Annotated in this window: 25 protein-coding genes and 2 pseudogenes; 18 read left to right on the forward strand and 9 right to left on the reverse strand. The window is 53.5% G+C overall.

Annotated elements, in window-relative coordinates; translation table 11 throughout:
• The first annotated feature begins 11 nt into the window (after nt 1–11).
• The gene (locus tag ACR0D7_RS04380) at nt 12–647 is read left to right on the forward strand and encodes a hypothetical protein (RefSeq protein WP_480677892.1); all 636 of its coding nucleotides are present in this window, start codon (nt 12–14) and stop codon (nt 645–647) included.
• A gap of 104 nt (nt 648–751) precedes the next feature.
• Here ACR0D7_RS04380 and ACR0D7_RS04385 read toward each other — a convergent pair whose 3' ends face one another.
• Nucleotides 752–1,213, reverse strand: coding sequence for a hypothetical protein (locus tag ACR0D7_RS04385; protein ID WP_170383811.1), 462 nt, complete (start codon nt 1,211–1,213; stop codon nt 752–754).
• Between the two features lie 356 nt (nt 1,214–1,569).
• Here ACR0D7_RS04385 and ACR0D7_RS04390 point away from each other — a divergent pair.
• The 6 genes and pseudogenes from ACR0D7_RS04390 to ACR0D7_RS04415 form a co-directional block, all read left to right on the forward strand.
• Nucleotides 1,570–1,836: pseudogene (locus ACR0D7_RS04390) on the forward strand (thymidine kinase); the annotation flags it as partial.
• 148 nt (nt 1,837–1,984) lie between these two features.
• Nucleotides 1,985–3,451, forward strand: a complete 1,467-nt coding sequence (locus tag ACR0D7_RS04395) for a tyrosine-type recombinase/integrase (RefSeq protein ID WP_480677893.1) — start codon at nt 1,985–1,987, stop codon at nt 3,449–3,451.
• Nucleotides 3,444–6,584, forward strand: a complete 3,141-nt coding sequence (locus ACR0D7_RS04400) for a VPA1269 family protein (RefSeq protein ID WP_480677894.1) — start codon at nt 3,444–3,446, stop codon at nt 6,582–6,584. The genes ACR0D7_RS04395 and ACR0D7_RS04400 overlap by 8 nt, the downstream gene beginning before the upstream one ends.
• A 22-nt stretch (nt 6,585–6,606) precedes the next feature.
• Complete coding sequence (locus tag ACR0D7_RS04405) at nt 6,607–7,029, forward strand: hypothetical protein (protein WP_480677895.1); 423 nt, start codon at nt 6,607–6,609, stop codon at nt 7,027–7,029.
• On the forward strand, nt 7,026–9,134 hold the full coding sequence (locus ACR0D7_RS04410; RefSeq protein WP_480677896.1) for an AAA family ATPase: 2,109 nt from the start codon (nt 7,026–7,028) through the stop codon (nt 9,132–9,134). Before ACR0D7_RS04405 ends, ACR0D7_RS04410 begins: the two co-directional genes overlap by 4 nt.
• Complete coding sequence (locus tag ACR0D7_RS04415) at nt 9,121–9,789, forward strand: hypothetical protein (protein WP_480677897.1); 669 nt, start codon at nt 9,121–9,123, stop codon at nt 9,787–9,789. The genes ACR0D7_RS04410 and ACR0D7_RS04415 overlap by 14 nt, the downstream gene beginning before the upstream one ends.
• 6 nt (nt 9,790–9,795) lie before the next feature.
• On the opposite strand, the gene ACR0D7_RS04420 is transcribed toward ACR0D7_RS04415, so the two are convergent.
• Nucleotides 9,796–10,767 (reverse strand): DNA cytosine methyltransferase, encoded by a 972-nt coding sequence (locus ACR0D7_RS04420; protein WP_480678005.1) that lies wholly within the window; start codon nt 10,765–10,767, stop codon nt 9,796–9,798.
• A gap of 212 nt (nt 10,768–10,979) precedes the next feature.
• On the opposite strand from ACR0D7_RS04420, the gene ACR0D7_RS04425 reads away from it, so the two are divergent.
• Both ACR0D7_RS04425 and ACR0D7_RS04430 read left to right on the forward strand, forming a co-directional pair.
• Nucleotides 10,980–11,897: an HNH endonuclease gene (locus ACR0D7_RS04425; RefSeq protein ID WP_480677898.1), complete on the forward strand. Its 918-nt coding sequence runs from the start codon at nt 10,980–10,982 to the stop codon at nt 11,895–11,897.
• A 3-nt stretch (nt 11,898–11,900) separates the two neighbouring features.
• Nucleotides 11,901–12,335, forward strand: a complete 435-nt coding sequence (locus ACR0D7_RS04430) for a very short patch repair endonuclease (RefSeq protein WP_480677899.1) — start codon at nt 11,901–11,903, stop codon at nt 12,333–12,335.
• A gap of 236 nt (nt 12,336–12,571) precedes the next feature.
• On the opposite strand, the gene ACR0D7_RS04435 is transcribed toward ACR0D7_RS04430, so the two are convergent.
• Nucleotides 12,572–13,177, reverse strand: coding sequence for a thymidine kinase (locus ACR0D7_RS04435; protein WP_480677900.1), 606 nt, complete (start codon nt 13,175–13,177; stop codon nt 12,572–12,574).
• A 228-nt stretch (nt 13,178–13,405) separates the two neighbouring features.
• Here ACR0D7_RS04435 and ACR0D7_RS04440 point away from each other — a divergent pair.
• Nucleotides 13,406–13,723: pseudogene (locus ACR0D7_RS04440) on the forward strand (thymidine kinase); the annotation flags it as partial.
• On the opposite strand, the gene ACR0D7_RS04445 reads toward ACR0D7_RS04440, so the two are convergent.
• From ACR0D7_RS04445 to ACR0D7_RS04465, 5 genes are all read right to left on the reverse strand, one after another.
• Nucleotides 13,720–14,670, reverse strand: a complete 951-nt coding sequence (locus tag ACR0D7_RS04445) for a 2-hydroxyacid dehydrogenase (RefSeq protein WP_480677901.1) — start codon at nt 14,668–14,670, stop codon at nt 13,720–13,722. The pseudogene ACR0D7_RS04440 and the gene ACR0D7_RS04445 overlap by 4 nt on opposite strands.
• On the reverse strand, nt 14,670–15,008 hold the full coding sequence (locus ACR0D7_RS04450; protein ID WP_170573392.1) for a tRNA-binding protein: 339 nt from the start codon (nt 15,006–15,008) through the stop codon (nt 14,670–14,672). Before ACR0D7_RS04450 ends, ACR0D7_RS04445 begins: the two co-directional genes overlap by 1 nt.
• On the reverse strand, nt 15,001–15,816 hold the full coding sequence (gene proC / locus ACR0D7_RS04455) for a pyrroline-5-carboxylate reductase (protein WP_480677902.1): 816 nt from the start codon (nt 15,814–15,816) through the stop codon (nt 15,001–15,003). The genes ACR0D7_RS04450 and proC overlap by 8 nt, the downstream gene beginning before the upstream one ends.
• Before the next feature lie 36 nt (nt 15,817–15,852).
• On the reverse strand, nt 15,853–16,353 hold the full coding sequence (locus tag ACR0D7_RS04460) for a type III secretion system chaperone family protein (protein WP_480677903.1): 501 nt from the start codon (nt 16,351–16,353) through the stop codon (nt 15,853–15,855).
• Between the two features lie 310 nt (nt 16,354–16,663).
• On the reverse strand, nt 16,664–16,912 hold the full coding sequence (locus ACR0D7_RS04465; protein ID WP_170383616.1) for an accessory factor UbiK family protein: 249 nt from the start codon (nt 16,910–16,912) through the stop codon (nt 16,664–16,666).
• Nucleotides 16,913–17,009: 97 nt separating this feature from the next.
• On the opposite strand from ACR0D7_RS04465, the gene lgt reads away from it, so the two are divergent.
• From lgt to ACR0D7_RS04490, 5 genes are all read left to right on the forward strand, one after another.
• Nucleotides 17,010–17,906 carry a prolipoprotein diacylglyceryl transferase gene (lgt, locus tag ACR0D7_RS04470; protein WP_480677904.1) on the forward strand — a complete coding sequence of 299 codons (897 nt, stop codon included), beginning with the start codon at nt 17,010–17,012 and terminating at the stop codon, nt 17,904–17,906.
• Complete coding sequence (locus tag ACR0D7_RS04475; protein WP_480677905.1) at nt 17,903–18,970, forward strand: class I SAM-dependent methyltransferase; 1,068 nt, start codon at nt 17,903–17,905, stop codon at nt 18,968–18,970. The genes lgt and ACR0D7_RS04475 overlap by 4 nt, the downstream gene beginning before the upstream one ends.
• A complete protein-coding gene (pgeF, locus tag ACR0D7_RS04480) occupies nt 18,967–19,725 on the forward strand; it encodes a peptidoglycan editing factor PgeF (RefSeq protein ID WP_480677906.1) in 759 nt (252 codons plus the stop codon). The genes ACR0D7_RS04475 and pgeF overlap by 4 nt, the downstream gene beginning before the upstream one ends.
• A gap of 269 nt (nt 19,726–19,994) precedes the next feature.
• Entirely contained in the window at nt 19,995–20,123 is a 129-nt protein-coding gene (locus ACR0D7_RS04485) for a hypothetical protein (RefSeq protein WP_302477006.1), read from the forward strand.
• A 331-nt stretch (nt 20,124–20,454) separates the two neighbouring features.
• Nucleotides 20,455–21,237: a Hint domain-containing protein gene (locus tag ACR0D7_RS04490; protein ID WP_480677907.1), complete on the forward strand. Its 783-nt coding sequence runs from the start codon at nt 20,455–20,457 to the stop codon at nt 21,235–21,237.
• A gap of 117 nt (nt 21,238–21,354) precedes the next feature.
• Here ACR0D7_RS04490 and ACR0D7_RS04495 read toward each other — a convergent pair whose 3' ends face one another.
• Entirely contained in the window at nt 21,355–21,855 is a 501-nt protein-coding gene (locus ACR0D7_RS04495; protein ID WP_170383626.1) for an Lrp/AsnC family transcriptional regulator, read from the reverse strand.
• A gap of 223 nt (nt 21,856–22,078) precedes the next feature.
• On the opposite strand from ACR0D7_RS04495, the gene trxB reads away from it, so the two are divergent.
• The 3 genes from trxB to ACR0D7_RS04510 all read left to right on the forward strand — a co-directional run bounded on the left by trxB (nt 22,079) and on the right by ACR0D7_RS04510 (nt 25,223).
• Entirely contained in the window at nt 22,079–23,020 is a 942-nt protein-coding gene (trxB, locus tag ACR0D7_RS04500; protein ID WP_170383628.1) for a thioredoxin-disulfide reductase, read from the forward strand.
• Nucleotides 23,021–23,023: 3 nt separating this feature from the next.
• Entirely contained in the window at nt 23,024–23,482 is a 459-nt protein-coding gene (locus ACR0D7_RS04505) for an RES family NAD+ phosphorylase (RefSeq protein WP_480677908.1), read from the forward strand.
• A 70-nt stretch (nt 23,483–23,552) separates the two neighbouring features.
• Nucleotides 23,553–25,223, forward strand: coding sequence for an adenylate/guanylate cyclase domain-containing protein (locus ACR0D7_RS04510; protein ID WP_480677909.1), 1,671 nt, complete (start codon nt 23,553–23,555; stop codon nt 25,221–25,223).
• Nucleotides 25,224–25,335 lie beyond the last annotated feature (112 nt).

Genomic DNA, 25,335 nt, shown 5'->3' on the forward strand with positions numbered 1-25,335 from the left:
GACAATTGGGTATGGCGCTTACCAAGGAACACCACATCAACTTGTTGAAACTGGCCGAGCAGCAGTTTCGTCTAGCGTGCATTGTCAGTGTTCACGCAACTCTTGAAACCCTGCCGCTGGATGCACCAATTTCACAGTCCTTCGGAAGGCACACATCCACTTGGGAAGAGTTTGGTCTTCGGCAAGATCAAGTTGAGTATGCAGCTCCAACACTTGAGTTTGTTTCGACATTCGTCATGTCCTCGGTAATGCGGCAAGCATTCGCGGAACATGTCCCTAACGCAAGAAGCCATGAAAACCCCGAGGTGGCAGCCGCTTACCAAATCGCCCGACTGACCAGAAATGCATTCTCGCACCACATGCTGGTACCGACATGGTCAATCGACGATGACTGCAGAAACCAGATATTCGAGGTGAGAGATGTGGTCCGTTTGGCAACGTCAGACCTCGATGGAAAACCTCTGCAGTGGGAACACTATGGTGGTCATCTCGCGATTTGGAGGTTATGTCAGTGGGTTCGCTTTAACGTTTTGGATGACACCCCTCCTGTTGATCGCAAGCTTCCCGATCAGCCAACAATCGAGGTGATCAAACAAGGCAACGTCTTGGCAAGGAAGATTGGCGACATTCCCACCGGCAACGACTGATGCCGGCATTGGCGCTGGCGCAGCGAAAGAGTGGATTGTCCGCAAATCAGGTGTTCAAAGACCGTGTCCGCAGCCGTTCCTCACAGGAAGATTAGCGATCAGCCCTAGCTCACGCTTTCCTCTTCCAGATGCAGCTTCATCTCGATCAGAACCTGTTGCAACTGGCTGGTTTCCTTCAGCAGACGCTTGGCCTCATTCACGGTGATGATCCCGTCTTCGATGGCGGCTTGGTACTCGGTCATCAGCATTGCGAAGCGCTGGCTTAACGCAATAACGTCTGAGTTCACCCCTCCGGTGCGCGGTTTGTCCGAGTTGCGACCGTCATAGGACAAGGTGATGTTCTTTAGATCGGCCAGCGCCGACGTGACGTGCGGATAGCTGGATACGGCCTCAAGCCGAGCGACAGCATCGACAGGCATAAACCGGTCGGCATGTTCTGCGTTGTCTGAATAATACCGCCCCAGTGTCGCCTTGGATTTGCCGGTGATCTCACACGCAGATTCGATACCGACATCTTTGACCAATGCTTCTGTATGCTTTTTCAGATAAGCCCCGATATCTGCCATGTTATTACCTTTGCTGCCTGCCTCACCCACAACATCTGCCATTGCGGGGGAAAGGGACAGGAAATTTCCCATACTCTAGTCATAATTGAAATGTCATATATTGGCTATCCCTCAGATATGCAGGGGTTTTGTGAGTGAGTGGCGGCCGTTCCGGCCGGTAACGAGTGCTTGCGGGGCGCTATTTCAGCCTCGCACTTTGTAGGCCGCATGTTGGCCGACGGCGTCGCTGTTGTAGGCGTGGGGGATCCATCCCCTTTGAGCATACGCTCTGCCCCTGCAACAACAACGGCGGCGTCGCATCTTTAACGGCTTTTGGTACCTTGCCCAGACTGGTCTTGCCATTTAGACCCGGGCGCATGGCAAAGCTTTACTTCAATTATTCCACCATGAACGCGGGCAAATCGACCGTGTTGCTGCAGGCTTCGCACAACTATCGTGAGAGAGGCATGGACACCTATCTGATGACCGCGGCGCTGGACGGGCGCGCCGGTGTCGGCAAGATCGCCTCACGGATCGGGATATCCGCTGACGCAGATACCTTCGTGGCTGGAGATAACATCTTTGTGATGATCAAAGCGCGACTGAGCCAAGGCAAGGTCGCCTGTGTTTTCGTGGATGAGGCGCATTCTATAGGGCTTTAGAGGATACTCAGAAACACAAATTTGTTTCACTAATTCTTGAAGAAATTGCTTGCTTCAAATTTTGTTCCGCATTCGTTCTTGATGTGCTTTAGGGTTGTATAATATACTCCAATCCTAGGGGTATTTGAACATGTATCGTCATCATCATATCGTTTGGATGAGCACACCTGACACCGGCGCCAATAAAACTCCGGTGATTTTCGTTTCCGAAGGCGGTGGCGACGTACTCTTCGAGGCGTATGCCTATTTATGTGATTCAGACCAAACAGGTATGAGCACGAGTTGGCAGCAAAAGGCAGCCGGTGATATTGGCCGTCTATACGAGTTCTATCGCATCACAAACGCATCGACAGATACTCAGGCTCAGGCAAATAATTTTGTTCACGCCTTCCTGAGGGCATCCAAGCATGGCACCATTCGAGAAGACGGCTCCGATCCACTAGAATTGCGATGGGTTGGAATGACAAACACCCGATTTGCAAACCTTAAGAAGAATTTACGTAGATTCTTTAACTTTCTCGAAGACCACCTTGAAGGCAACTTTTTGAGCGCCTCCAAATTTGCAAAACATTCAGCTTCTGCCGTCGCCTTTGAGCGTACAAGAAAGAATTCCCTGCTTTATCATTTGAGTGACCGCGGGGTTTCCAACCGTCGAAAAGGCTTCGCGGCTCACTCGTTGTCTCAGGAAGGCAGTGCAAATTCATTTCCTCGATCTCACCTTGAGACTCTGATATTTCAAGGCTGTAAGCTCACCAGAAAGAAAAGGGCTTTCGGTTCCAGAATTGCAAACGAGTACAATATCAATCTTTTGATGAGCCTCTGCCTCCTAGTTGGCGGCGGGTTGCGTGAGTCAGAACTTTTTCACATTTGGCTGGACGATGTCAGACCGTTCGAAAAAGGAGGAAAGGTCTACCTCTATCACCCAAGTGACGGTGTCGTAAGTGGTTACGGGCGAACCGCCGTACGGCGCAGACAGTATCTTCTCGAACAATATGGTCGGCTTCCTCGTAATGAGTTAGGCGCAACAAACCATGAACTTGCGGGTTGGAAAGAGCTTTTGGTTGACGACGAAAAATTGCAGCGAACTGAGGTTTATTTTATCGATCCAAAGTGGCGACAACTCTTCATGAGTCTGTTTTTGGAATACAGGGATTCCGTGCGACCTTCTGAAGTTCGTCATCCTTATTTATTCGTGTCGTTGTCAGACAATGAATTTGGCCAACCTTGGAAAATTCACTCTTTTCAAGACGCTTGGAAAGCGGCTTTGAAACGCATCGGAATGAAACCTGATGCCGCACAAGGAATTAATCCTCACGGTTTGCGCCATGCATATGGTCAGGCGCTCGTTGATATGGATGTTCCACCACGCATAATTCAGTACGCAATGCACCATAAATCACCTCTAAGCCAACGGGTTTATACCCGCCCGTCAGCGGATACTGTGAACAAGAAACTAACCGAAGCTAGAAGTCGTTTCTTGGCTGAGGAAAGTCACCCCAGCCTTACCGGCGTAAATGCAATGGATCTCATGCTTATGAACAAGAAAGATCCCGCGGGCTTACTCTCTGCCTGGGCAACGGACTTAAAAAATGAATGAATTCGCAACTTCGTTAACACAGCATGCTACTGCTGATTTTCAGTGGATCACTCCCCGAGCCTCCAAGTTTCAGGAAGGCTCTCTGTTTAACATGGATCGCAACAAACTAGCGATCACCAACTATGACCTAAGTCGTTGGAAGGCACTTGGTCAGAAGTGGGTCGAACACGCCTGGACCACAAGAAAAAAAGCTCAAAACAACCATGCAATTGGCAGGAGTGACGAAACTGTCCGATCCCTTCCCGAGCGTTTTACAACCGCAGAATCGATAACTGATGTATTGAAAGTGCTGGATGAAACGCTTCTGCATATCGCCTCTGTGGCCGAAGATCCAAGTGTCAGGCCTGAAACAAAGACTCGATTAAGGGGAGCCGCTGGATGGATCTGTTCAGAACTGGCTGCGGAAAACGTCGCACTTGGCCCTTGCTTTCCAACAACGGATCAAGTTTGGGTTCGTGCCGGGCCGCGACTTTCAGACCGTCACCCTCTTTATCAACTGGTCCAAATTGCTCGACGGGGAAATGAAACATTTTCAGGCGGCTATTGGCTGGCAAACGCGCTAAGACTACCGGACACCCTCCTGTTTGGTGAGGATCTTGTCGGCGCAATTATTGAAACCAACTCCTTTCGCTCAGCCCGACATCGAGCGGAAGCTGGCAAAATACTTCGGGCCATGGTCGAGTCCACCAAAACAAAAAACCCAATGTGGACTCCCCCTGAAGTTGATGCGAAAAAGCGCGCCGCAACTCAGCGAAAGAAACTGACGGATAAAAATCTCTGGTGGATGACCGAACCTGAGCATGGTGATGCACGCTTTGGAGTTTGGCGGACTGATGCTCAGGCTTGGATCAACACGCTCCCGAACAACAACCTAAGGGATCAAACGCAAGCTTTGCGTGCCTTTGCCAGTTGGAACAGAAAACGCGAAAACCCACTGCTAAAACCCGGTGACGTAGAGCGACACCACATAAAACGGATCGCCGCGAGTGAAAAAAACGAAGAGTGTTTCTTTGAATGGTTGAATGAACATACCACTGAGGCGCGAAGGCGGTCACGCATCAATAAAATGCGCGAGTTCTTTGACTGGTGGCTCGATAATCGCGCCTTTGACCTGAACCTGGAAGACAAAAAGAATCCCTTTCGAGAAACTGACATCGTTGGTCTCAAAGGAAACAGAACCACTGGCAAAAGCACAAAGTCGGTTTTGCCTCGCATGATTCTAGAACGAACAAAAGAAGTACTTCGGGCAGATGACTACGCCTTTGCACGAGCACTGAGAATGTGCCAAGCGAGGGTTCTGAATCCAGAGACGGGCAAATATGAATCTCGGTTTTCGCCTGTACTTCCAACCGTCGTGGATTTGCTCTTAGAGGTTCCCCTCAGAAACTTGCAAGCTGCACTTTTGGACTCCGGGGAAGCCGACGAAGAGATCTGGGATATCGATGCCAAATCATGGATCAAAAATGACCACCCTCTGGCACAGAAAGGGCGCCGCGAGGGGGCGATCCGAAAGATCGCCAATCCGCTCGGCTCTTCCATCACAGGCCTTTTCATTAACACCAACAAGACAGAGCTTAAAGGTGATGGCAATGCGGAACGCGGCTATGAAATCCCTTGGGAGAACCAGTACATATTAGAACGCCTCGGCTCATTGTCTAAATGGCAGCGCAAATTCAATGCAATTTGGGATCCCGAACTACACTTTCGAACACGCGCTCAGCTGTCAGAACCATCTCGACAAATTCAAGGCGACGTTCGAAATCTCAAAAAACACACATACCTTTTTCGCGCTCCAGGTGGAACTGAACCGGAAACGTATTCTCGAATGTCTCGCTTTTGGAATCTGCTTCTCCAAGAGGTTGAGAGGCAACTTCGGGATGACAATATTGATGTCGAGCTGGTGAGGCGAAGCGGTGAAGATTTTAAGGCAATCTATACGTTACACGGATTAAGGGTTGCGGGGATTACCTCGTTCGTCGAAGCTGGAGTACCGCTCCACATTATCGCAGAATTTTTGTCCGGGCACGCGACACTGATGATGGTTCTGCACTACACTGTATCTTCCCCTGAAAACGTCCACAAAATCATCGAAGAAGCTGCACGTGTTAAAGCCGAATTCGAAGATGATATGCCGTCTCTTCTCGACCAAATGCGGCGCCAATCACAGGAAGACGCATCCTCTGATGATCTTTTGTTCCACGATTTTTTGGGCAGCAAGCGCGCAATCGAGGAAATGCAGGTCAGCAGTTCTGATCTTTGGGACATCATGCCTGACGGCATCTGCCCAGTAGGTGGATCAATGTGTCATGTTGGCGCTACGCCGTTAGATTTTTTGGATACTGCTGCTGGTAGAAATCCATTGCGGGAAACCCATTATGCGCCAATTCAAAGGGACCAATACAACTGTGCGCTCTGTCGCTTCCGGGTAACTGGACCAGCTTTCCTGCATGGCCAGATCGTCATTTTTAACCAGTTGCTTTTCAAAATTCAGCAGGAGGCTCGGTCTAAACGCGAGTTGGACGAAAAGATGGCGAATCTAGCATTAGAGGGAGTAGGTCGCAGGAGATTGTTCAAACTTCAATCAGATGCCGCTGCAATCGATGGACGACTGGAACATCTAATCAGGTTGCTCCAGACACGCATGCTTGAAATTCAGCAGTCTAGAGCACTCCTGGATCGTAAGGGTAGCAAAAGTGTCGAAAAGCACGCCCTCATCACACGAATGCGGGCCGAAGAAATTGATTTAGCAATTCAAGCAGACTCCGGTCCGTGGGATCTTTTGGAATTTGTCGCCCAAACTGCCGAGGTTTTCCCAAGTATTGCAGAGCGCGAAGCACCACTAAAAAAGTTTAGACTTTTGTCGCGTATGTTGAAGAACAACGGCCTTGATGACTTCCTGTTGGAACTATCTGAAACTGAAGCACTGGAGGCTGGCAATCGTTTGACACGGGTCTTACAGGACTTGATCCGTCTTCAGTGTGAAAGCGATGGACGGCAGGAGATGCGTGAATTGATGGACTGCTCAACCACGCTGACAGAATTAGGTGTAGCCGATAAATTTACCAACATTCACAGAGAGTTAAGAGACAATCTAGCACAACCGATACACCAATTGAGGCTTTCCGATGAGTAATACGCAAAAGAGTACCGCTCAGATGAAACAGGAGAGCGTTGATCGTTTCAACTCTTGGGTTGCAGATCGCAAGTCCGATGGCGATTGGCAAAACTATATCCGTTGTGATCGACTGAATCGAAGTGAAATTTCCACAGAATGTGGATTTGCAAGATCGGCCTTTTCAAGCAACAATCTTTTGAAAGCCGCCTTGGAAACGGTAGAAAAAGAACTGGCTGCCACCGGCGTTCTTGCCACGACTTCGACTGAGTCTCATGATCACCAAGACGTTCGAACTCCGGCTGGTCCAGACCCCAGAGATCAGGAAATCAACAGGCTTCGGGAACGTGTGTCGGCACTCGCCGCTGAAAACGCAGAACTCAAGGCACAGTTGAGATCACGAAACACAATTCTCGATGAGATCATCCCTAGAGGCCGCCGGGTTAGCATAGGGAATGGGCAGTGAATTCAAGTCTTATGCTTTGGTTTCGGAGCCGCGCCACCCTCGCAGCGAATGGATTATCTGGCGCCGGGGGAGTGTCAACAGGAGTGGTGCGGCCCGCAGCGAAGCGAGGACACGGTCTTGTTGATACGAGAGCGGGGTCTGATACGTCCGGTCGCAAGAGTGTGGATACGGGTACAGGGACAAAGCATGGCTTTGGTTTTGGTGGGTTGTCATCTGAGCATATAAGCAATCTGAATTACGTAACCTTTCTGCGTGAAGATCCAGATTTTAGTGGCATTGGCAACGCACGCGCCGGCAAACTGGTCTATGCCTTCGGCAATAATCTGCACTCGGCAATTCTGGACCATGATCCGCGTATTCGCGATGTGTTGCCGCCTGAGGTCGCTTCAACACTGTGTGCGGTTTATCCTGAAAAGTTAGCGCAAGCCCGTTTGGCACTTCTTCTTGACGAACTGGGTATCAGCAAACGAGTTGGTCGTTTGATTGTAAACGCTTGGGGTTTCCAGGGCGTGGAGGCTTTGAAGGACAACCCTTATTTACTAATTTCCTGGTTAAACTGGCCGAAGGTTGATGAGCTTGGCAACGCCATGGGGGTGCCTGACAATGACCCGAGAAGGCTTGCGGTGGCCGTTGAAGCGGTTCTGTACTCCCGTCTAGAGGGCGGGAATACATGGACGCCAGAAAAGACCGTAAAGGGGCTCCTGAAGACCTTACTGGGGTCTGAAAAGTTAATTGTCTGCGCATTGAAGGCAGCCGTCGATCACATGGGAGCAATACTAATTGAAGACGGGTATCAACCAATCGGCACTGCTGTTATGGAGCGAATGCTTGCAGTGCGCGCGCTCAGCGGCTCCCAGGCGCAAGGAGACATTTTCAGGACCGAAATTAAGCCAAATGTCGTTCAAAGGCTCATAGGGCCATTAGAGAACGCTCAGGGATTTCCCTTCACAATACAGCAGCGGAGAGCAATCACGACAGCAATCAACCAACCCTTCTGTTTAATTGGTGGGTACGCTGGCTCCGGAAAAACCAGTGTGCTGAAAGGTATTTGTACCGTCGCATCGGCAACTGGTCGGACTGTTCACCTCATGGCTCTGGCAGGACGAGCAGCTAAACGAGTAACAGAAGCCACAGGCTTGCCTGCATCCACGATCTACAAGTTCATTAAGGATCATAAAGGTGTCGTACTGGATTCCTCACATATGATCATCGTTGATGAAGCAAGCATGGTCGACTTATCAGACATGTATCGGATTATTCGGGCAGCAGGCGATGCGCAGATCGTACTTTCTGGTGATCCTGCGCAATTGCCTCCGATTGGGTTTGGTACTCCATTCAACGACTTAATGCGAGATGATGACATCCGCTCGGTCACATTGGACCGTGTGCATCGGCAGTCAGAGGATAGTGGTATCCCGTACATTGCAGAAGGGGTACGTGAAGGCCTCACGCCCAGCCTACATAGTTTCAGAGAAGTTGGCGAAGGTGTGGCATTTATTGAAGCAAGGCCTGACGAAATTAACGAGATCATCAGGTGTGTCGGCCAACAGTTTTTACAGGCAGGAACTGACCGCGACGACGTTCAAATCATAAGTCCGGTGAAGAAGCATGCTGGGGGTGTTTTACAACTCAATGCGTACTTCTCAGGCTTGAAACCCAACCGCCCATCCATGCCAGGCCGAGCGGGTATCAGGGTTGGAGATCCGATAGTCTATTTAAAAACGGACCTCGACCGCGGTTTGAGAAATGGCTCTTTGGGGCGCTTAATGGAACCTAGCGTAGCTGAGTTTGACGGCGGCAAGATCGAACTCACATTGGCAGATGCAGAAAATGTCGACCTTGCCTACTGCTTGACCGTGCACAAATCTCAGGGGTCTCAATGGCGCCGAGTGGTTTTGCCGATCTTCAACTTTACCAGAAGTAACTTCGTTGATAGATCAATGATTTACACGGCAATTACACGCGCGTCAGAACAAGTCGTTTTGGTAGGTGATTTTGAAGCATTCAGGGTCGCAGTAGAGGGCCGGTCAGCTGCAAGTCGCCGAGAAACAGCATTGGATTACCACATTGGACGGGTTTTGGGGGAAGGTCATGTCAGTTTCTAAACGTGTAGAAAAGCTGGATCAAAATCCAGAGTTTCTCGCCGCCGATGCGTTCCGGAAGGAACTCCTTCGGCAGTATCCAGGTCGGCAGAGAACAATCGATGCGATTTGGAGTTCAGCAATTCATCTCATCGAAAACGACGAGACCTTGAGCTATGCGGCAGTGGGAAAGTTCGCAGTTTCACAATACGGAGGTCCAAGGGGCCAATCGATCCAAAACAACGAAGACTATAAGAAGTTAGTATTGTTGTTAAAAAACCTCAAACCAAGTCCCTCAAAAAGTACTGGAACGTTCGAACAGAAGTTACTCGCGTTAGCCCAAAACGACGCGGACCGATCACGCATTCGCCAGCTTATCGATGAGAGAAGAATCCTAGCCGATAAGGTACAATGGCTCCAGAAGGCACTTGAAACGCGCACCGTTCCCCTTACTGCCCCCAATCCAGAGATACGCAATCTCGATACTCTGCCGTCGCCCCAAAAACCGGATATTCCAGTTCACGCTCAGCAAGAACTAACAAAACTTATCGACGCTGGATTTTGGGCCTCATTGGACTGCGAAGTTCGTGCTGATGGTGTATATATCGATGATTGGAAGATTCTGGACCGAGCAGCTTTGGACTACGTTTCAGAATGCTTGGATACAAAGCTATTGTGACGGCGACTATTCTGCGGCCACATAGTTTGTTTGCCGGATGAGTTCTTGATCTTGGGCAACCATGATAGACCAAAGGCGTTCCCCCACCCATTGAGCAACCGGCGGCGTGACGGCGTTCCCTACAGCATGATATCGAAGGCTGTCTATTCTATCTTTTTGACCCTCGTCGAAGTGATGAGGCAGAGTCCAATCAACCGGGAAACCTTGAACCCTTTCGACTTCATTCGGTGTGAAACGTCGCACCCGCCCGTCTGGATACCAAACATAGTTACGTGACCAGTCTGTCCCTGTATGCCGTGCCGACTCCGCATAGATACAATGCGCAAGGCTTTTTACGAGGGGTCCCTGCTCAAAATCTCCAATGATTGTCTGAAAGAGGGAGGGAGATTTCTTCCCATTCGGTCTACCCTTCTTAGGATTCCAGTTGCCGCATTCTGGCTCAAAAAGTACTTCTCCGAGACCTCTCCGGTCTCGATGCATGGCAACAATGTAGACGCGACGGCGTTGCTGGGGGACTCCGAAGTCTTTGCTGTTAAGCACACGCCACGAGACGTCATACCCGAGTTCATCCAACGCCTTGAGTACGATTGCGAAGTCTCGTCCTCCGTGGCTAGAGAGAAGGCCGTGCACGTTTTCGAGGATAATTGTTCTTGGGTTACGCCCTCGAACGAGTCGCATAAATTCGTGAAACAGTCCAGACTGGCTCCCTCGAAGCCCAGATCGCGGCCCCATTCTTGCAAGCGAGAGATCCTGGCAGGGGAAGCCTGCGGCCCAGACATCAGCTTCAGGGATTTCTGTTTCATCTAGCCTCCTAATGTCTTCGCTAATGGGCAAGTCAGGCCAATGCTGCATCAAAATTTCACGGCAGAATGGCTTGACCTCACAATGAAATTTCAGCTCGAATCCAGCGCGTTCCAAGCCCAAGTCGAGACCACCGATTCCAGAGAAAAATGATGCAACAGAGTACGACAGCTCGATTTCCCCCTTGGATTGAGTAGTTTTAGCTTATATCTCTATCTAGCGTAACGCGGTTCCGTCAACTACGAAATAGGGTATTTCGTCCTCTTTTTGTTCTGCGCTGCATATCGGAGACTTTTTGACATGAGATTTGCAGGATGACGACTTGTGAGGTCCATTGGAGGCCATCGGGTGGCCGAGGCGAGTTCGAATTCGTCCCAGCGGACTCCCTGATGGACCGGGAGATCCATGTAGACTTCGATCACCTCGGCATCCGAATTGACGCGGAGGTCAGCGGGCGCCTCGCCCAGGGCAAGCCCCGCCTACGAAAGCGTGAAGCCAATAACCGGTCCAAATTGCATCTTCCACAGTTAGTCATGGCCGTCGCAGCATTACCGGAGCCGGCTCGATCAGACCAACACGCGCTTTCGTTTCCGCTTGAAAATAAATCATTCGTAATGGACCAGATGGATTTTGATGTCGTGGAAGACGACGGTATCACAGCCGTCCTCTCACCCTTACGAGTGTCGGTCTTGCATAGTAACTTCCAGGTTCAACTTGATGACAGGCTAAAAGCCATCGCAGAAGATTTGACAAACATTGACAAGATCAGGTCGCACAATCCGAAACTTGCGGATGCAGTTGAGGCCCACGCCGCAGAGATATCCAATGGCATGAACTCGGGTGCTTTGCGCAAGACCGCAAATAGACTGATCGACCTGAAGTCCGAACTCTTCGGACTAACCAATGCTGGCTCCGCGCTAACCCTGGTCGAGGCAGTTACCAAGCCAGAAGTGGACGCTGAGCAGATAGCCGGCAAGGAAGGACGCATCCTCACAAGGCTTCATGTATACAAAGAAAGAGATCGGAAATTTGCCAAACAGGTCCGAGACTACTATCGTCACGCCAACGGTGGAAAGCTTGTTTGTGAAGCGTGTGGCATAGTTCCTGTTGACAAATATGGGGAACCAGGAGAGCGCTGTATGGAAGCTCATCACAAAGTTCCAATCGAAGAGTTACAACCCGACAGCGTTACTCTGGTGGGTGACATGGCTATGGTTTGCGCATCGTGCCACCGGGTAATCCACTCACGAAAGCCTTGCCTGACTCTGGAAGAGGTTCAGGCAATAATCACAGAAAGTTCACCATAGAGAGTGGCCGACAGGATAAGCAAAGACCGACGCTCTTGGAATATGGCAAAAATCAAAGGGCGAGACACTAAACCGGAACTGCGTCTTCGCTCTGCCTTGCACAGGAACGGTTTCAGGTTCCGGGTTTGCAAAAAAGACCTCCCTGGCAAGCCAGATATTGTCTTCCCAAGACAAAAAGTTGCGATTCAAGTACGTGGGTGTTTTTGGCACCAGCATAGCAATTGCCCGGCAGGGCGCTTGCCGAAATCAAACTTAGATTATTGGCGCCCCAAGCTTGAGGGAAACTCAAAGCGAGATGCAGAAAAGGATGAAGCCATACGACGCCTTGGTTGGCGTGTGATTGTTATATGGGAATGCGAACTAAAAGGCGATGAAGCATTGTCAAACGCAGTTTCACTTATATCTGAAACAGTTTCGAAACCGACAGCCAGAAGATGACAATTTAACATCCACAGCGCACATTCAGGATAGAGAACCCATTTCAACACTGCTCAAAATACTGGTGGGTTGTTCTGTTTAGACATCCGAACTCGCGCATGGCCGATGGTAATGCTAAGCATATGCACTAAAGCCGAAACTCAGGGCCGCACTCTTAGGAGACTAGCTCAAAATAGTCGCAACAAATGGAGTGGTTTCGAATTGCAGCCATAGATCGCGAGCACTGCCCTAAACTACTATGAATAGCGCTTCAATTGTTCTGTACAGCTATTCCATGCTTCGAACCAATGTCGCCGGCAGACAGACTTGTAAGTCTCATTGCCACCTATTTTGACTTGTGGACCTGAGAAGACAGGTTCCCCTGAAGTTCCTAGCCGCAAAACTGCTGTGGCGAGCCTACCGCACTCGCAGATTGAGCGCATCTCGCGTACCACATCGGCAACCGCAAGAAGCGTTGCTGCCCCCTCGAACGGTTGCATTCGGAAATCTGTACGAAGACCGTACGCCAATACTGGTACATCTAGTTCATCAACTCCTCGGGCGAGCTGCATCACTTGGGTACTGGTCAAAAAGTGAGCCTCATCGCAAAGTACCGCCGCAACATTTCTCGCTTTGGCTGGGATCATGATCTTCTCGAACAGGTCGTCGCTCCGAGAAAACGTTTCTGCCGGCGCCTCAATTCCTAAGCGACTGGCGATTGTCTTCGCGCCCGCGCGATTGTCAAGCTCTGCGGTCACCAATAGGCATTCCATGCCTTTCACAAGGTAGTTGTGACGCGTCTGTAAAAGAAGAGTAGATTTCCCCGCATCCATGCTTCCAAAGTGAAAATACAGCTTCGCCATAGTGAACCCTTTCTGCCTAGCGGGGAATTCATATCTACCAATTTCCCCGTATCTACACCTTGAGAAAATGTCGATCAGCTAATCCAAGAAATCACATGTTCCTGAAAGTAAATCCGGTATACTCCTGAACACTTAAGATCACGTGAAAAGTATGTAGAGTATGCATTCGAAGTATGCTAACCCAAGCTAACCACTTGCAATCAATCAGTATAATCCAAAACCCTATACAAAAGTCAGTTCCTGACCGAAGAACAGGTTTGGCAACTGGCACGCGCCGTTGATGACCTGAAAGTGCCGGTTCTGGCCTATGGGTTGAGGGTAGATTTTCAGGGGCGCCTATTTCCAGGCTCAGCGGCCTTGCTGGCGCTGGCCGATGAAATGCGCGAGGTCCGTACGATCTGCAAATGCGGGCGCAAAGCGACCATGGTGATACGCCAGGATGAGAACGGAAACACCATCACCGAAGGCGCGCAGGTGCAGATTGGCGGGAACGAGACCTATGTCTCGCTCTGCCGCAAACACTGGCGCGAGGCGGTCGGCCCCTAAACCAGATTCGGCAAAGGGCGACCCGCGACATAGGCCGCTACGTTGTCCAGCGCCATATGCCCCATATCCGAGCGGACTTCCTCGGTCGCGGTACCCAGATGGGGTAGCAGGGTCACGTTTTCCATTTCGCGCAGCGCCTGCGGAACAGCGGGTTCGAATTCGTAGACATCCAACCCTGCACCCGCGATCACACCGGCTTGCAGCGCCGCAATCAGGGCCGACTCGTCCACAACCTCTCCGCGCGCGATATTAATCAGGATGGCCGAAGGGTTCATCGCCCCAAGCACCAAAGCGTTGATCAGATGACGGGTTTCCGCACCACCGGGGACTGCAAGGATCAGGAAATCGACAGATCCGGCCAGTGCCTTGAGATCGCTGGTGTACACAGCCGGAAAGTCTAAGTCCTTCGGGCTGCGTGACTGATAGGCGACCTGCATTCCGAACCCGAAATGGCAACGGCGGGCGATGGCCTGACCAATACGGCCCATGCCGACAATGCCGACTCGCTTGCCCGTCACGTGGTGACCGAGCATTTGCGTCGGATGCCAGCCCTGCCAGCCGCCTGCACGGACCAACCGTTCACCCTCACCTGCTCGGCGCGCGGTGGACAGTAATAGGGTCATAGCGATATCGGCAGTAGCGTCAGTGACAGCACCGGGGGTGTTGGTCACTGCGACCCCTGCAGCGCGTGCGGTGTCAACATCGATGTGATTGTAGCCGACGCCAAAATTCGCAAGCAGCTTGCAGCGTGGGTTTGGAACCTCTGCAAAAACCTGAGCCGAAAACTGATCACCCAGCGTTGGCACGACCAAGTCAAACTCCGTCAACGCGCGCAGCATCTCATCGCGCGTCAGCGGCAGCGTTTCACTGCGGATCTCGACATCAAATTCGGCCCGGGCGCGAGCTTCGACAGAGGCGGTCATCGGGCGGGTGATCAGCAGTTTCATCAGTGCATCCGTCCGCCGATGGGAACCTCGCCATCCGGACCGATCAGAACAACCTCGCCATTCTCATCGGGCAGGCCCAGCACCAGAACCTCGGACATGAATCGGCCGATCTGACGCGGTGGGAAGTTCACGACGGCCATCACCTGCTTGCCGACCAGCGAGGCCGGATCGTAATGCGCTGTGACCTGAGCCGAGGTTTTCCGCTCACCAATCTCATCGCCAAAGTCGATCCACATCTTGATCGCCGGTTTGCGAGCCTCGGGGTACGGCTCGGCGCGGATGACCTCACCCACTCGGATATCCACCTTCAGGAAATCGTCGAACGTTATCTCACTCACGGGACAGCTCCTTGGATCGGTCCGTAGCGGCTTTGACAGCGCGGCGCAGCAGGTCGGGGAAACCTTCCTCTTCGTGCATCAACACCTCAAGTGCGGCCTGCGTAGTTCCGTTGGGTGATGTCACGTTGATGCGAAGTTGCGAGGGGTCTTCCTCGGCAGCCATAGCCAGCGCACCTGCCCCGGCCACGGTGGATTTTGCCAGCTTCATCGCCAGTTCATGAGGCAATCCCTGCGCCTGACCGGCGGCGGCCAGCGTTTCGATCAGGTGGAACACGTAAGCCGGCCCCGAACCGCTGAGGCCCGTGACCGCGTCCATCTGTGCCTCATCTTCCAGCCGGACAGTTTGGCCAATGGCCGACAGCAGGCTTTCAGACAACGCAACATCTGCGTCAGACGCATGTGTGTTGCCGATGAGTGCCGTAATTCCCTGTCGAATCGCGGCGGGTGTGTTCGGCATGGCCCGTACGATCGGGGTTCCTTCACCCAATACGGATTCGAAAGTGGCAATCGAGGTGCCCGCAGCAACCGAGACAAACAGGCTGCTGCCACCGCCCAGCGCCTGGATCGCAGGCAGGGCCTCGCCCATCATCTGAGGCTTGACGGCCACCAGAACCACTGCGGGTGCTTCGGGCAAAGGGGTGTTGATATTGACGCCCTGCGCTTTCAGCCAATCTGACGGGTTCGGGTCGATCACCCAGACCGCTGACGCAGGAAGGCCATGCTCTAACCATCCGGCGAGCATGGCCGATCCCATCTTGCCGCATCCCAGAAGAACCAGCCCCTGCTCGGCGACACGTGACATATCCATGATTGCCCCTCCCCTTATTCGGTTTGGGGCAAAGCTTTACGCGCGGCCGTAGGCCTCTGCAATGGCGACTTGCATCGCTTCTTCTGGGGTACGGTTACCCCATGTAACCAATTGGATCGCCGGATAGTAACGTTCGGCGCTCAGGACTGCAGCGGTGATCATCGTATCGATTTGTTCCGGGCTGGCCGTCTGTCCGCCTGCCAGAACCAGACCGTAACGGTAGACCATCAGTTTCTGATTGGCCCAATAGGTAAACGCTCCGGCCCAACACTGATCATTCATCTTGTTCAGAAGCTCATACAAATCGGATTCGCGATCCGAGGGGGGCTCCATTTCGAACGAACACACCATACGCAGGGTTTCGTCATAGTTGGACCAGGCCAAAGTGATCGAATATGTGCGCCACTGCCCTTCGACAGCCATTGCAATCTGATCATCCCCGATCCGGTCAAAGTCCCAGTCGTGATGTTCGGCAAGATGTTCAACAATATCGATCGGATGAAGGTCTTCTTCGAGAAACTGCTCGGAAAGGGCCATAATGCCACCTCACTAATCTCTAGCATTTCGGGGCTGGCAGCGCCCCAGCGCTAGTTGCCTGCTCTACAAGCCGGGCTTCCCCCATGGGCCTGTACTAAATATGGTGCGATGCGAGATGGGTTCTGACAACCCTATTTCTTGGGGATAACAGCAATAAGTTGTGGACGAATGGCAACGGCGATCAAAATATTGGCATGGGCCGCAGCTTTGTCTTGATAAATTTTCACAAGGCGCCAAGATGCACGACACCGCACAACCCGAACCCGGATTGCGCGGCGGATAGCTTTAGCCCGAAATCAAATTGAAGACGTTATTTGTCCAGCTTCGCCTCTAGCGCTGCGATACGCGCTTCGAGCGCTGCGTTTTCCTCACGAGCTTTCTGAGCCATCGCGCGGACTGCGTCAAACTCCTCACGCGTTACGAAATCGCGGTCGGCCAGCCAACGGTCCATCATCGACTTCATCGCATTCTCGGCCTCTTCCCGCGCGCCCTGCGCCACGCCCATGGCGTTGGTCATCAGCTGGGAAACATCGTCGAGGATCTTGTTGCGGGTTTGCATGGCTTTACTCCGAAATCGCGGTTGGTCTTTATATGGGGAAAGATTGGCTCGGGCTCAAGGTTGACTTGCCCCACAAACCCCGGGCAATGAGACGCACATGCAGGCTGTTCTGAATTTTCCCGATCTGTCGCCCGAATTGTTCTCGATCTCGTTGTTCGGGATGGAATTTGCCCTCAGATGGTACGCTCTGGCCTATATCGCCGGTATTTTGATTGCATGGCGTATGGGGGTGATGGCACTAAAACGCCCAGCCTTGTGGCCAAATAAAATGCCACCGATAAAGCCCGAACAGCTTGAGGACCTGATCACTTGGATCATCCTTGGCGTGATTTTGGGCGGGCGGCTTGGGTTCGTGCTGTTCTATCAGCCTGCCTATTACCTTTCGAACCCATTGGAGATTCTGAAAGTCTGGCAAGGCGGCATGGCCTTCCATGGCGGACTGTTGGGAGTCGTAGTCGCATCTTACCTATATGCGCGGCGGCACCAGATTTCTGCTCTGTCGCTGGCCGACCTGATTGCGCACACAGTGCCGCCTGGGTTGCTGTTGGGTCGTCTGGCAAACTTTATCAACGCCGAACTTTGGGGACGGCCCAGTGAACTACCCTGGGCCGTCGTTTTTCCCGGTGCGGCCGCGCAGAATTGCCCCGGCGTCTTGTCCGGAATGTGCGCGCGGCACCCGTCGCAACTGTACGAAGCAGCGCTTGAAGGCCTTTTGCTTGGTGCCATACTTCTATGGCTGGTCTATCGCCGCAGGGCGTTTCACAAGCCCGGCATGATTATGGGCGTCTTTCTTGCTGGATACGGCGCGTCGCGGTTTATTGTCGAGTTTTTCCGCCAGCCGGATGCACAGTTCATCTCACCCGGCAACCCGCTGGGTCTGGCTTGGCATATTGGGGGATACGGGCTTACGATGGGGCAATTGCTATCGCTGCCGATGATCGCGCTTGGCCTATGGTTCGCTCTGCGCATACGGCAGACCAGGAGCAGGCTATGACCCTGAAGAAGCACCTGCTGGAACGGATCGCACAAGACGGCCCGATGAGTGTCGCCGACTATACAACCGAGTGCATGCTGCACCCGACGCATGGTTACTACACCACCCGCGACCCATTGGGGGTAAAAGGTGACTTCATCACAGCCCCCGAGATCAGTCAGATGTTTGGAGAACTGATCGGCCTGGCGCAGGCCCAAAGCTGGCAGGACCAGGGACATCCTGAACATTTCGCTCTGGCCGAGCTGGGACCAGGGCGCGGCACCTTGATGGCGGATATACTGCGCGCCACGGCCCGTGTGCCTGGGTTTCACGACGCGGCCGAGGTCATTCTTTTCGAGGCCTCGCCCACCTTACGGGACATCCAAGCACAAACACTGAAGGGCCATGAACCGCGCTGGATCAACTCTGTTGCGGACCTACCCGAAGCGCCGCTGTATCTGGTCGCGAATGAGTTTTTCGATGCCCTGCCCATCCGCCAATTTGTGCGCGATGGCAACGGCTGGCGGGAACGCCTGATCGGCTCTGAGGACGGCGCGCTCACTTGGGGGCTTGGGCCGCAGGCGGAACAGGTCGCGCTCAAGGACAGGCTGAACGACACCAAGGATGGCGATCTGGTTGAACTTTGCGCGGCAGCGATCCCTATCATCACTGTGATCGCGGGGCGGATAGGAACACATGGCGGCGCGGGTGTGATCGTGGATTACGGCGACTGGCATTCGCAGGGCGATACCTTCCAGGCCTTGCAGGCACATGAACACTGTGACCCGCTGACCATGCCTGGCGAGGCCGACCTGACAGCACATGTGGACTTTGAACCGCTTGCTTTGGCAACACGCGCCGCCGGTTGCGCCCATTCGCGCCTGACGTCGCAGGGGGTGTTCCTTGAACGGCTGGGAATCACCACCCGTGCGCAGGCCTTGGCCACACAGCTTGACGGATCAAAACATGACGAACTTGTTGCTGCGCATCGCCGGTTGACGCACCCCGAGGAAATGGGAAACCTGTTCAAAGTGCTGGGCCTATACCCTTCCCCTTCTTCACCGCCGCCGGGACTGGAGCCATGACCTTGGAAATTCTGACCTCAGATTTGCTAGACCCACTGCGCCACGGCTTCTTCAGCCGCCGTGGCGGGGCTTCTTCGGGGATCTTTGCGGGGCTCAACTGTGGTTATGGCTCCTCTGATCAAACCGAGGCCGTCACGATCAATCGCAAACGCGTAGCCGACGCTATGGAGGTCGAACCCGAATCGATGATTGGCATACACCAGTTCCATTCACCTGTGGTTCTGACTGTGGACGCCCCCATAAATGGCGACAAACCCAAGGCTGATGGCGTGGTCACGGCCACTCCGGGGCTGGCCTTGACGATTCTCACAGCCGACTGCCAACCGGTCCTTTTCGCCGACACTAACGCAAACGTGATCGGAGCTGCTCATGCAGGGTGGCGCGGCGCGCGGGACGGGGTACTCGAAGCAACGCTGGATGCGATGGAAGCCCTGGGCGCAAAGCGAGAAAACACCATGGCGGTGATTGGCCCGTCCATCTCACAAGCCGCTTATGAAGTAGGACCTGAATTTTTGGATGATTTCGTAGTGGAATCTCAGGAAAACCTACGATTCTTTGCAAATGGGAAAGGTGACAGGCTGCAATTCGATTTACCCGGTTATGGCCTTCACAGGCTGCGACAAGCGGGTATCGGTCAAGCTGAATGGACACGCCACTGCACCTACTCCGACCCCGAGAGATTCTACTCTTATCGCCGGTCGACCCACGCGAAGGAAGCCGACTACGGCCGCCTGATTTCCGCCATAAAACTTTAAGGTCAAACGCCAATTGTGGCGATTTCGCCGCTTTTTCGCCACATTTCTCGTGTCTTCTAACTCTCGAGAATTTAAAATTTATTGTCCGCTCTCAGTTGTTTATCGGTCGATTCTCAAAGAGGGCACGGCAATACAAGGCGAAAGGAAACGGAAATCTTCGTATGTCCTGAATTCAACCCGGATCAGCCTTATCGCCGCCGCAATGGTACTTCAAATTGGATGCTGAGAGGAAAGCGGGACGAATGTCCCCACAGCGAGCAGGACACAACATGAAGACGAAATCGCGCTTTCTTAGCGCCGTGATTGCGGCCACCGGAAAGCAAGAGCTGGAAATGCCGTGGAAACGCGTCTCCAGCCAATCTGTCAGGGTTGTACGCCGTCTGGCGACGCGACGCTGATCTGCCAAACCCTTGGGGCCAAGCTGCCGGTTTCAAGGGAAAAGACGCGCAACGGAGGGGTGCTCCGATCCGCTGCGTGACCTGCTGACAACATTTTGTTCAGACAGGATCGGAGCGTGTATCGCCGGCAATTACGCCTGCGTTTGTTATGAGTTTGTCTGGGGGGTCAATGTGATGACCACGAATGTAGGAATAGTTAATGAGACAGGCGTCCTTTGCGTTTGTCATCCTGCGGTCACCGTTCTCTTTCAAGGCAATAAAGGAACCGAACAGGCGGGTCTGTATGGGAGTTCAGCCTGCCTGCGCGGAAACTAGAGGGGACGGAATTGTAATGGCTATTCCAAATTCTTTAGCGCGCGCCGCTAAGAATGCCGTAGAAACATCGGCATTGCTGCGGGACGCGCCAAGAACGGCGACAAAGCAAAAAGCGCAGTTGCGGCGCTATGAAGTTAGTACGCTGATGGAAAACGGGGATGTTGTTCAGACCCGCCACATCGCGCCAGCGCTGCAGGTGTTCGAGGATGCATTCTGTGCCTTCACCCGTGGCTCGCTGGTTGAAACGGAAACAGGACCGATGGCAATCGAGGACCTGCTGCCCGGCGACACCGTTCTGACGCAGAACGGCAGATCGGAAACAGTGCTTTGGAAAGGGTCAGTCACCCTGATCCCTGGTCGCGAAGATTCCCGAGGCCGGACACGCCCCCTGACCCGGATCATGGCCGATACGTTTGGCATGCAAAAGCCGATGTCAGGTGTGATTGCCGGTCCAGCAGCACGCTTGCTTGCCTCGCCCGGACATCTTCGGCATCTGCATGGCGGCGGGCCGGTCCTGACACCGATTCACGAGTTTCAGGATGGCACGAGCGTCATCGAAACACTGCCACCAACACCGGTTGAGCTGTTTCACATCTGCCTCAAGCGGCACGCAGTCATCAATGTCGACGGATTGCAGTTCGAAACCTATCACCCTGGGCTCAACGCGGTGCGCAGGATAAGCCATTCGCTGCGGTCAATCTATCTGAACCTGTTTGCGCATATTGATTCACTGAATGATTTCGGCCCGCTGGCCTTGCCACGCGCCGGAGACGGAGAAGTGGATGCAATAACCGCTTAAATCTTAATGAGTTCTGCAATGTGGGGGCATTATGCAGTTAGTTCTAAGTTGGGTCTTGTGTATGATGGTGACAGCCTTGCTACCACCGGTAGAACCACATCCTACATCACATAGGGATTAGGCCGTCCTGCTCATCCGTTCTTCCAGAACGTCAAAAGGCACGCCGGGCTCATCTTTTGCGCCGCGAATGACGAGCGAGGTTTTGACGCTGGCCACGTTTGGCGTGGTCAGCAAATCGCCTGTCAGGAACTGCTGAAAACTGCTCAGATCCGGCGCGACACATTTCAAGATGAAATCAACCTCGCCGTTCAGCATGTGGCATTCCCGAACCAGCGGCCATTCGCGGCAGCGTTCTTCGAATGCGCTCAGTTCAGTTTCTGCTTGGCTTTCCAAGCCGACCATCGCAAAGACCTGAACCTCGAATCCCAACTCGCGCGAGTTTACATCAGCATGATAGCCACGGATCAGGCCCGATTCTTCCAGCGTCCGCACGCGGCGCAGGCAAGGCGGGGCCGAAATTCCCACGCGTTTTGCCAGTTCGACATTGGTCATACGACCGTCTGCCTGCAATTCCGCTAGTATCTTGCGGTCAATCTCATCCAGCCGTATCGCGACCATCAAATACTCCTGATTTTTCGGTTGTTATAACAGCGCCCAACGGATGCGCAATAATCTTTCGTGGGTGCGCAATATTGTTTATTTACAATTTCTTTTTTGGTCACCAATTGTCGGACCCAAAACCGCTGTCAAAAGGAAGGGGCTTTAAGCGCGGCACAGGGGTCGCTATATCCATCCGCTAAGGGCCAAGTGCCCATATCAGGCAGATCGAGTTGGGGGTACCATGGCCGAAACACGTCACACTAAGGTTCTGATCATCGGGTCGGGACCAGCCGGTTATACTGCGGGTGTTTACGCAAGCCGCGCGATGCTGGAGCCTATTCTGGTGCAGGGTATCGAACCCGGCGGTCAGCTGACCACCACCACAGATGTCGAGAATTACCCCGGCTTTACCGAAGTTCAAGGCCCTGATTTGATGGTCAAGATGCAGGACCACGCAAAGGCGATGGGCTGCGAAGTGATCGGCGACATCATAAGCGATCTGGACGTCAGCAAGCGCCCCTTCACCGCTAAAGGTGACAATGGCACAACCTACACCGCTGACGCAGTCATTCTGGCCACCGGTGCCCGCGCCAAATGGCTGGGCCTGCCTTCGGAAGAGAAGTTCAAGGGCTTTGGCGTTTCGGCTTGCGCCACCTGCGACGGCTTCTTCTATCGCGGGCAGGAGATCGTCGTGATCGGCGGCGGCAACACTGCCGTGGAAGAAGCGCTGTTCCTGACCAACTTCGCCAGCAAAGTCACCCTGATCCACCGTCGCGACGAATTGCGCGCCGAAAAGATCCTGCAGGACCGTCTGCTAAAACATGAAAAGATCGAACCGATGTGGTTCCATGAGCTGGAAGAAGTCGTCGGCACCGATGCGCCTCTGGGTGTCGAGGGCGTGCGCGTCAAGAATGTGAAAACCGGCGAAATCACCGAGATCCCCTGTAAGGGCGTATTCGTGGCCATCGGCCATGCCCCGGCCAACGAGTTGGTAAAGGAATCGCTGGAAACCCATATGGGTGGTTACGTCGTGACAAAGCCAGGCTCGACCGAGACTTCGGTGCCGGGTGTGTTCGCAGCAGGCGACCTGACCGACCACATTTACCGCCAGGCCGTCACCAGCGCCGGTATGGGATGCATGGCTGCGCTGGATGCCGAAAAGTTCCTGGCTGAGAACGAGTAAGCGATGCTGAACTTCTCCGGCCCAGTCTGGAGAATTCTGTTTCAGTCTCAGATCGCCGCCCCTTTGGTCGCCGCACAGGCACCTGAGGGGCGCTTTCATCATTCGGGACAGGTCGCGCTTTACTGCTCGCTCAGTGCCGAGGGAGCCGGGGTCGCCATCAGGCGATATGTTTGTGCGAATGATCCACCACGGATATTGCAACGCGCCCAGGTTTCAAACGCAAGACTGGTCGACCTGCGCGGTCAACCCGACGCCTCGATTGTCTGGCAGGATATTCGTGAAAAACAGGGCATGTCGCCGACATGGAACTATTCCGACAGCGCCCGCGACATTGGGGCTGACGGTCTGATGTACAGTTCACGAACCCGCCCCGAGCTTAGCCACATTGTACTTTTCGAATTCACCTCCGCCCTGATCCGCACAGACACTCTGGCCATACCCTGGTCTCCACCCTACCTGTAGCCACGAGCTTGACCCGCTCGTGCAGCCGTATCAGACTCGGGGATAGGCAAAGAGAATGCAGGTGGCTTGATTGAAAAGCGTGTTATGGCAAGGCGGGTGGACAACCCGGCTGAGGATCACAAGCGGCCTGGTCCTGTTCACATTTGCATTCTTTCATTTCATCAATATCGGGCTGGGTCTGTTTCACACTGACTATTTGCACGGCATGCAGGATGGCCGCCACGCCGTTACCCGGCATGATCTGGGCAGCGTGATCCTGTATCTCGCGCTATTTGTTCATGCCGGACTGGCACTCTATTCCATCAGTCAGCGCCGGACGCTGCGAATGCCGTTCGCCGTGGCGTCACAAGTTGTTCTGGGGCTTCTGATTCCGCTGCAATTGATCTCGCACATCGTGCACACGCGCTATGCCCACGAAATCTATAACGTCAATGACGAGATGGGCTATATCATCATTCTTATGTGGCCCAACTCTGCAATCTGGATGCAGAGCCTTCTGCTGCTGGTCGTTTGGGTCCACAGCTGTATTGGCTTGCATATGTGGCTACGGCTGACTCAATGGTGGCCCAGAATGGTGCCCTATCTGATCGGCCTCGCGGTGTTTATACCGTCCTTCGCGCTGGCCGGGTTGCTGACCGAAGGGCGGCGTATTTGGGCCGACTTCGCCGATCCATTCCTGCGCGATCAATATATCGAACACTATAACTGGCCTTCACCCGAAGCGTTTCAGACCATGTTCAGTGTCAAAAACAATGCTCTGGCTGCATTTGCGGTGGCTTTGGGGGTTTCACTGGCTGTCTTTTTCATCCGCAAGCTGTGGCGTCGGCGTCATTCGGTAAGAGTGAAATATGTCGATGGCCCCGAGATCGTGGCGGAAAAGGGCATGACTCTGCTTGAGATTTCGCAGGCCAACAGCATTCCACATACATCTCTGTGCGGGGGCAAGGGGCGTTGCACCACTTGCCGCGTGATCATCGAAGATGGTGGCGATACACTTCCCACCCCCAGCGATGTCGAGGCTCGCAGCCTTGCAGCCGTCAGCGCCCCCGAAGGCGCGCGGCTCGCCTGTCAAATTCGCCCAACAGAACCGATCACAGCGTTCCGTATGTTCCGCCCGGATGGAGGGCGCAGCCGGGCACATGCCAGTCAGGGGCAGGAACGTGAACTGGCGGTTTTGTTTCTGGACATGCGCGGATTCACATCTCGGACGACGGGCCAGTTGCCCTATGACATCGTGTTCCTGCTGAACCGTTTTTTTGATGCGATTGTCCCCGCGATCACAGCAGATGGCGGCGTGGTCGACAAATATATGGGCGACGGGTTGCTGGCAGTGTTCGAAACCTCAAGTTCGGAAAGTTCGGCAAAGGCAGCACTGCAGGCTGCTGCTGATGTCAGCCGCGCGCTGGGCCGCTTTAATAACCAACTTGAAACCGAAGGCAGCCCACGCATCCGCATTGGCATGGGCCTGCACCTGGGCGATCTGGTACTGGGTGAAATTGGTGCCGATGGAAATTCTGCCCGCACCATCATTGGCGACGCAGTCAATGTGGCCAGCCGCTTGGAAAGCGAGACCAAGGCGCTTGGTGTGGAACTATTGGTGTCGGCGGAATTGCTGCATGCTGCGGGTCATGAAGGTGATCTGAGTAACATGCGTTCCTTTACGCTTCGCGGCGTGAACCAGCCAGTCTCGGCCCTTCCGCTCGCGGACGCTGCCGAACTTGCCGTGCATCGGGCAACATAAGAACACACGCACAAAATTTAGCCGATTGCCGCGCATCAACGGGAATATGGTCGCGAAAAACCGCGCATGGCAGAAAATCCTTCCAATCCCAGCAAAAACCGCGCATATCGTC

Source organism: Ruegeria sp. BB7, assembly GCF_056539365.1.

What these genes read in the sequence shown, in the direction of transcription:
- ACR0D7_RS04380 (WP_480677892.1), top strand. Translation starts at nt 12, where the DNA reads ATGGCGCTTACCAAGGAACACCACATCAACTTGTTGAAACTGGCCGAG.
- ACR0D7_RS04385 (WP_170383811.1), bottom strand. Translation starts at nt 1,213, where the DNA reads ATGGCAGATATCGGGGCTTATCTGAAAAAGCATACAGAAGCATTGGTC.
- ACR0D7_RS04395 (WP_480677893.1), top strand. Translation starts at nt 1,985, where the DNA reads ATGTATCGTCATCATCATATCGTTTGGATGAGCACACCTGACACCGGC.
- ACR0D7_RS04400 (WP_480677894.1), top strand. Translation starts at nt 3,444, where the DNA reads ATGAATGAATTCGCAACTTCGTTAACACAGCATGCTACTGCTGATTTT.
- ACR0D7_RS04405 (WP_480677895.1), top strand. Translation starts at nt 6,607, where the DNA reads ATGAAACAGGAGAGCGTTGATCGTTTCAACTCTTGGGTTGCAGATCGC.
- ACR0D7_RS04415 (WP_480677897.1), top strand. Translation starts at nt 9,121, where the DNA reads ATGTCAGTTTCTAAACGTGTAGAAAAGCTGGATCAAAATCCAGAGTTT.
- ACR0D7_RS04425 (WP_480677898.1), top strand. Translation starts at nt 10,980, where the DNA reads ATGGACCGGGAGATCCATGTAGACTTCGATCACCTCGGCATCCGAATT.
- ACR0D7_RS04435 (WP_480677900.1), bottom strand. Translation starts at nt 13,177, where the DNA reads ATGGCGAAGCTGTATTTTCACTTTGGAAGCATGGATGCGGGGAAATCT.
- ACR0D7_RS04445 (WP_480677901.1), bottom strand. Translation starts at nt 14,670, where the DNA reads ATGAAACTGCTGATCACCCGCCCGATGACCGCCTCTGTCGAAGCTCGC.
- proC (WP_480677902.1), bottom strand. Translation starts at nt 15,816, where the DNA reads ATGGATATGTCACGTGTCGCCGAGCAGGGGCTGGTTCTTCTGGGATGC.
- ACR0D7_RS04460 (WP_480677903.1), bottom strand. Translation starts at nt 16,353, where the DNA reads ATGGCCCTTTCCGAGCAGTTTCTCGAAGAAGACCTTCATCCGATCGAT.
- ACR0D7_RS04465 (WP_170383616.1), bottom strand. Translation starts at nt 16,912, where the DNA reads ATGCAAACCCGCAACAAGATCCTCGACGATGTTTCCCAGCTGATGACC.
- lgt (WP_480677904.1), top strand. Translation starts at nt 17,010, where the DNA reads ATGCAGGCTGTTCTGAATTTTCCCGATCTGTCGCCCGAATTGTTCTCG.
- ACR0D7_RS04475 (WP_480677905.1), top strand. Translation starts at nt 17,903, where the DNA reads ATGACCCTGAAGAAGCACCTGCTGGAACGGATCGCACAAGACGGCCCG.
- pgeF (WP_480677906.1), top strand. Translation starts at nt 18,967, where the DNA reads ATGACCTTGGAAATTCTGACCTCAGATTTGCTAGACCCACTGCGCCAC.
- ACR0D7_RS04485 (WP_302477006.1), top strand. Translation starts at nt 19,995, where the DNA reads ATGAAGACGAAATCGCGCTTTCTTAGCGCCGTGATTGCGGCCACCGGA.
- ACR0D7_RS04490 (WP_480677907.1), top strand. Translation starts at nt 20,455, where the DNA reads ATGGCTATTCCAAATTCTTTAGCGCGCGCCGCTAAGAATGCCGTAGAA.
- ACR0D7_RS04495 (WP_170383626.1), bottom strand. Translation starts at nt 21,855, where the DNA reads ATGGTCGCGATACGGCTGGATGAGATTGACCGCAAGATACTAGCGGAA.
- trxB (WP_170383628.1), top strand. Translation starts at nt 22,079, where the DNA reads ATGGCCGAAACACGTCACACTAAGGTTCTGATCATCGGGTCGGGACCA.
- ACR0D7_RS04505 (WP_480677908.1), top strand. Translation starts at nt 23,024, where the DNA reads ATGCTGAACTTCTCCGGCCCAGTCTGGAGAATTCTGTTTCAGTCTCAG.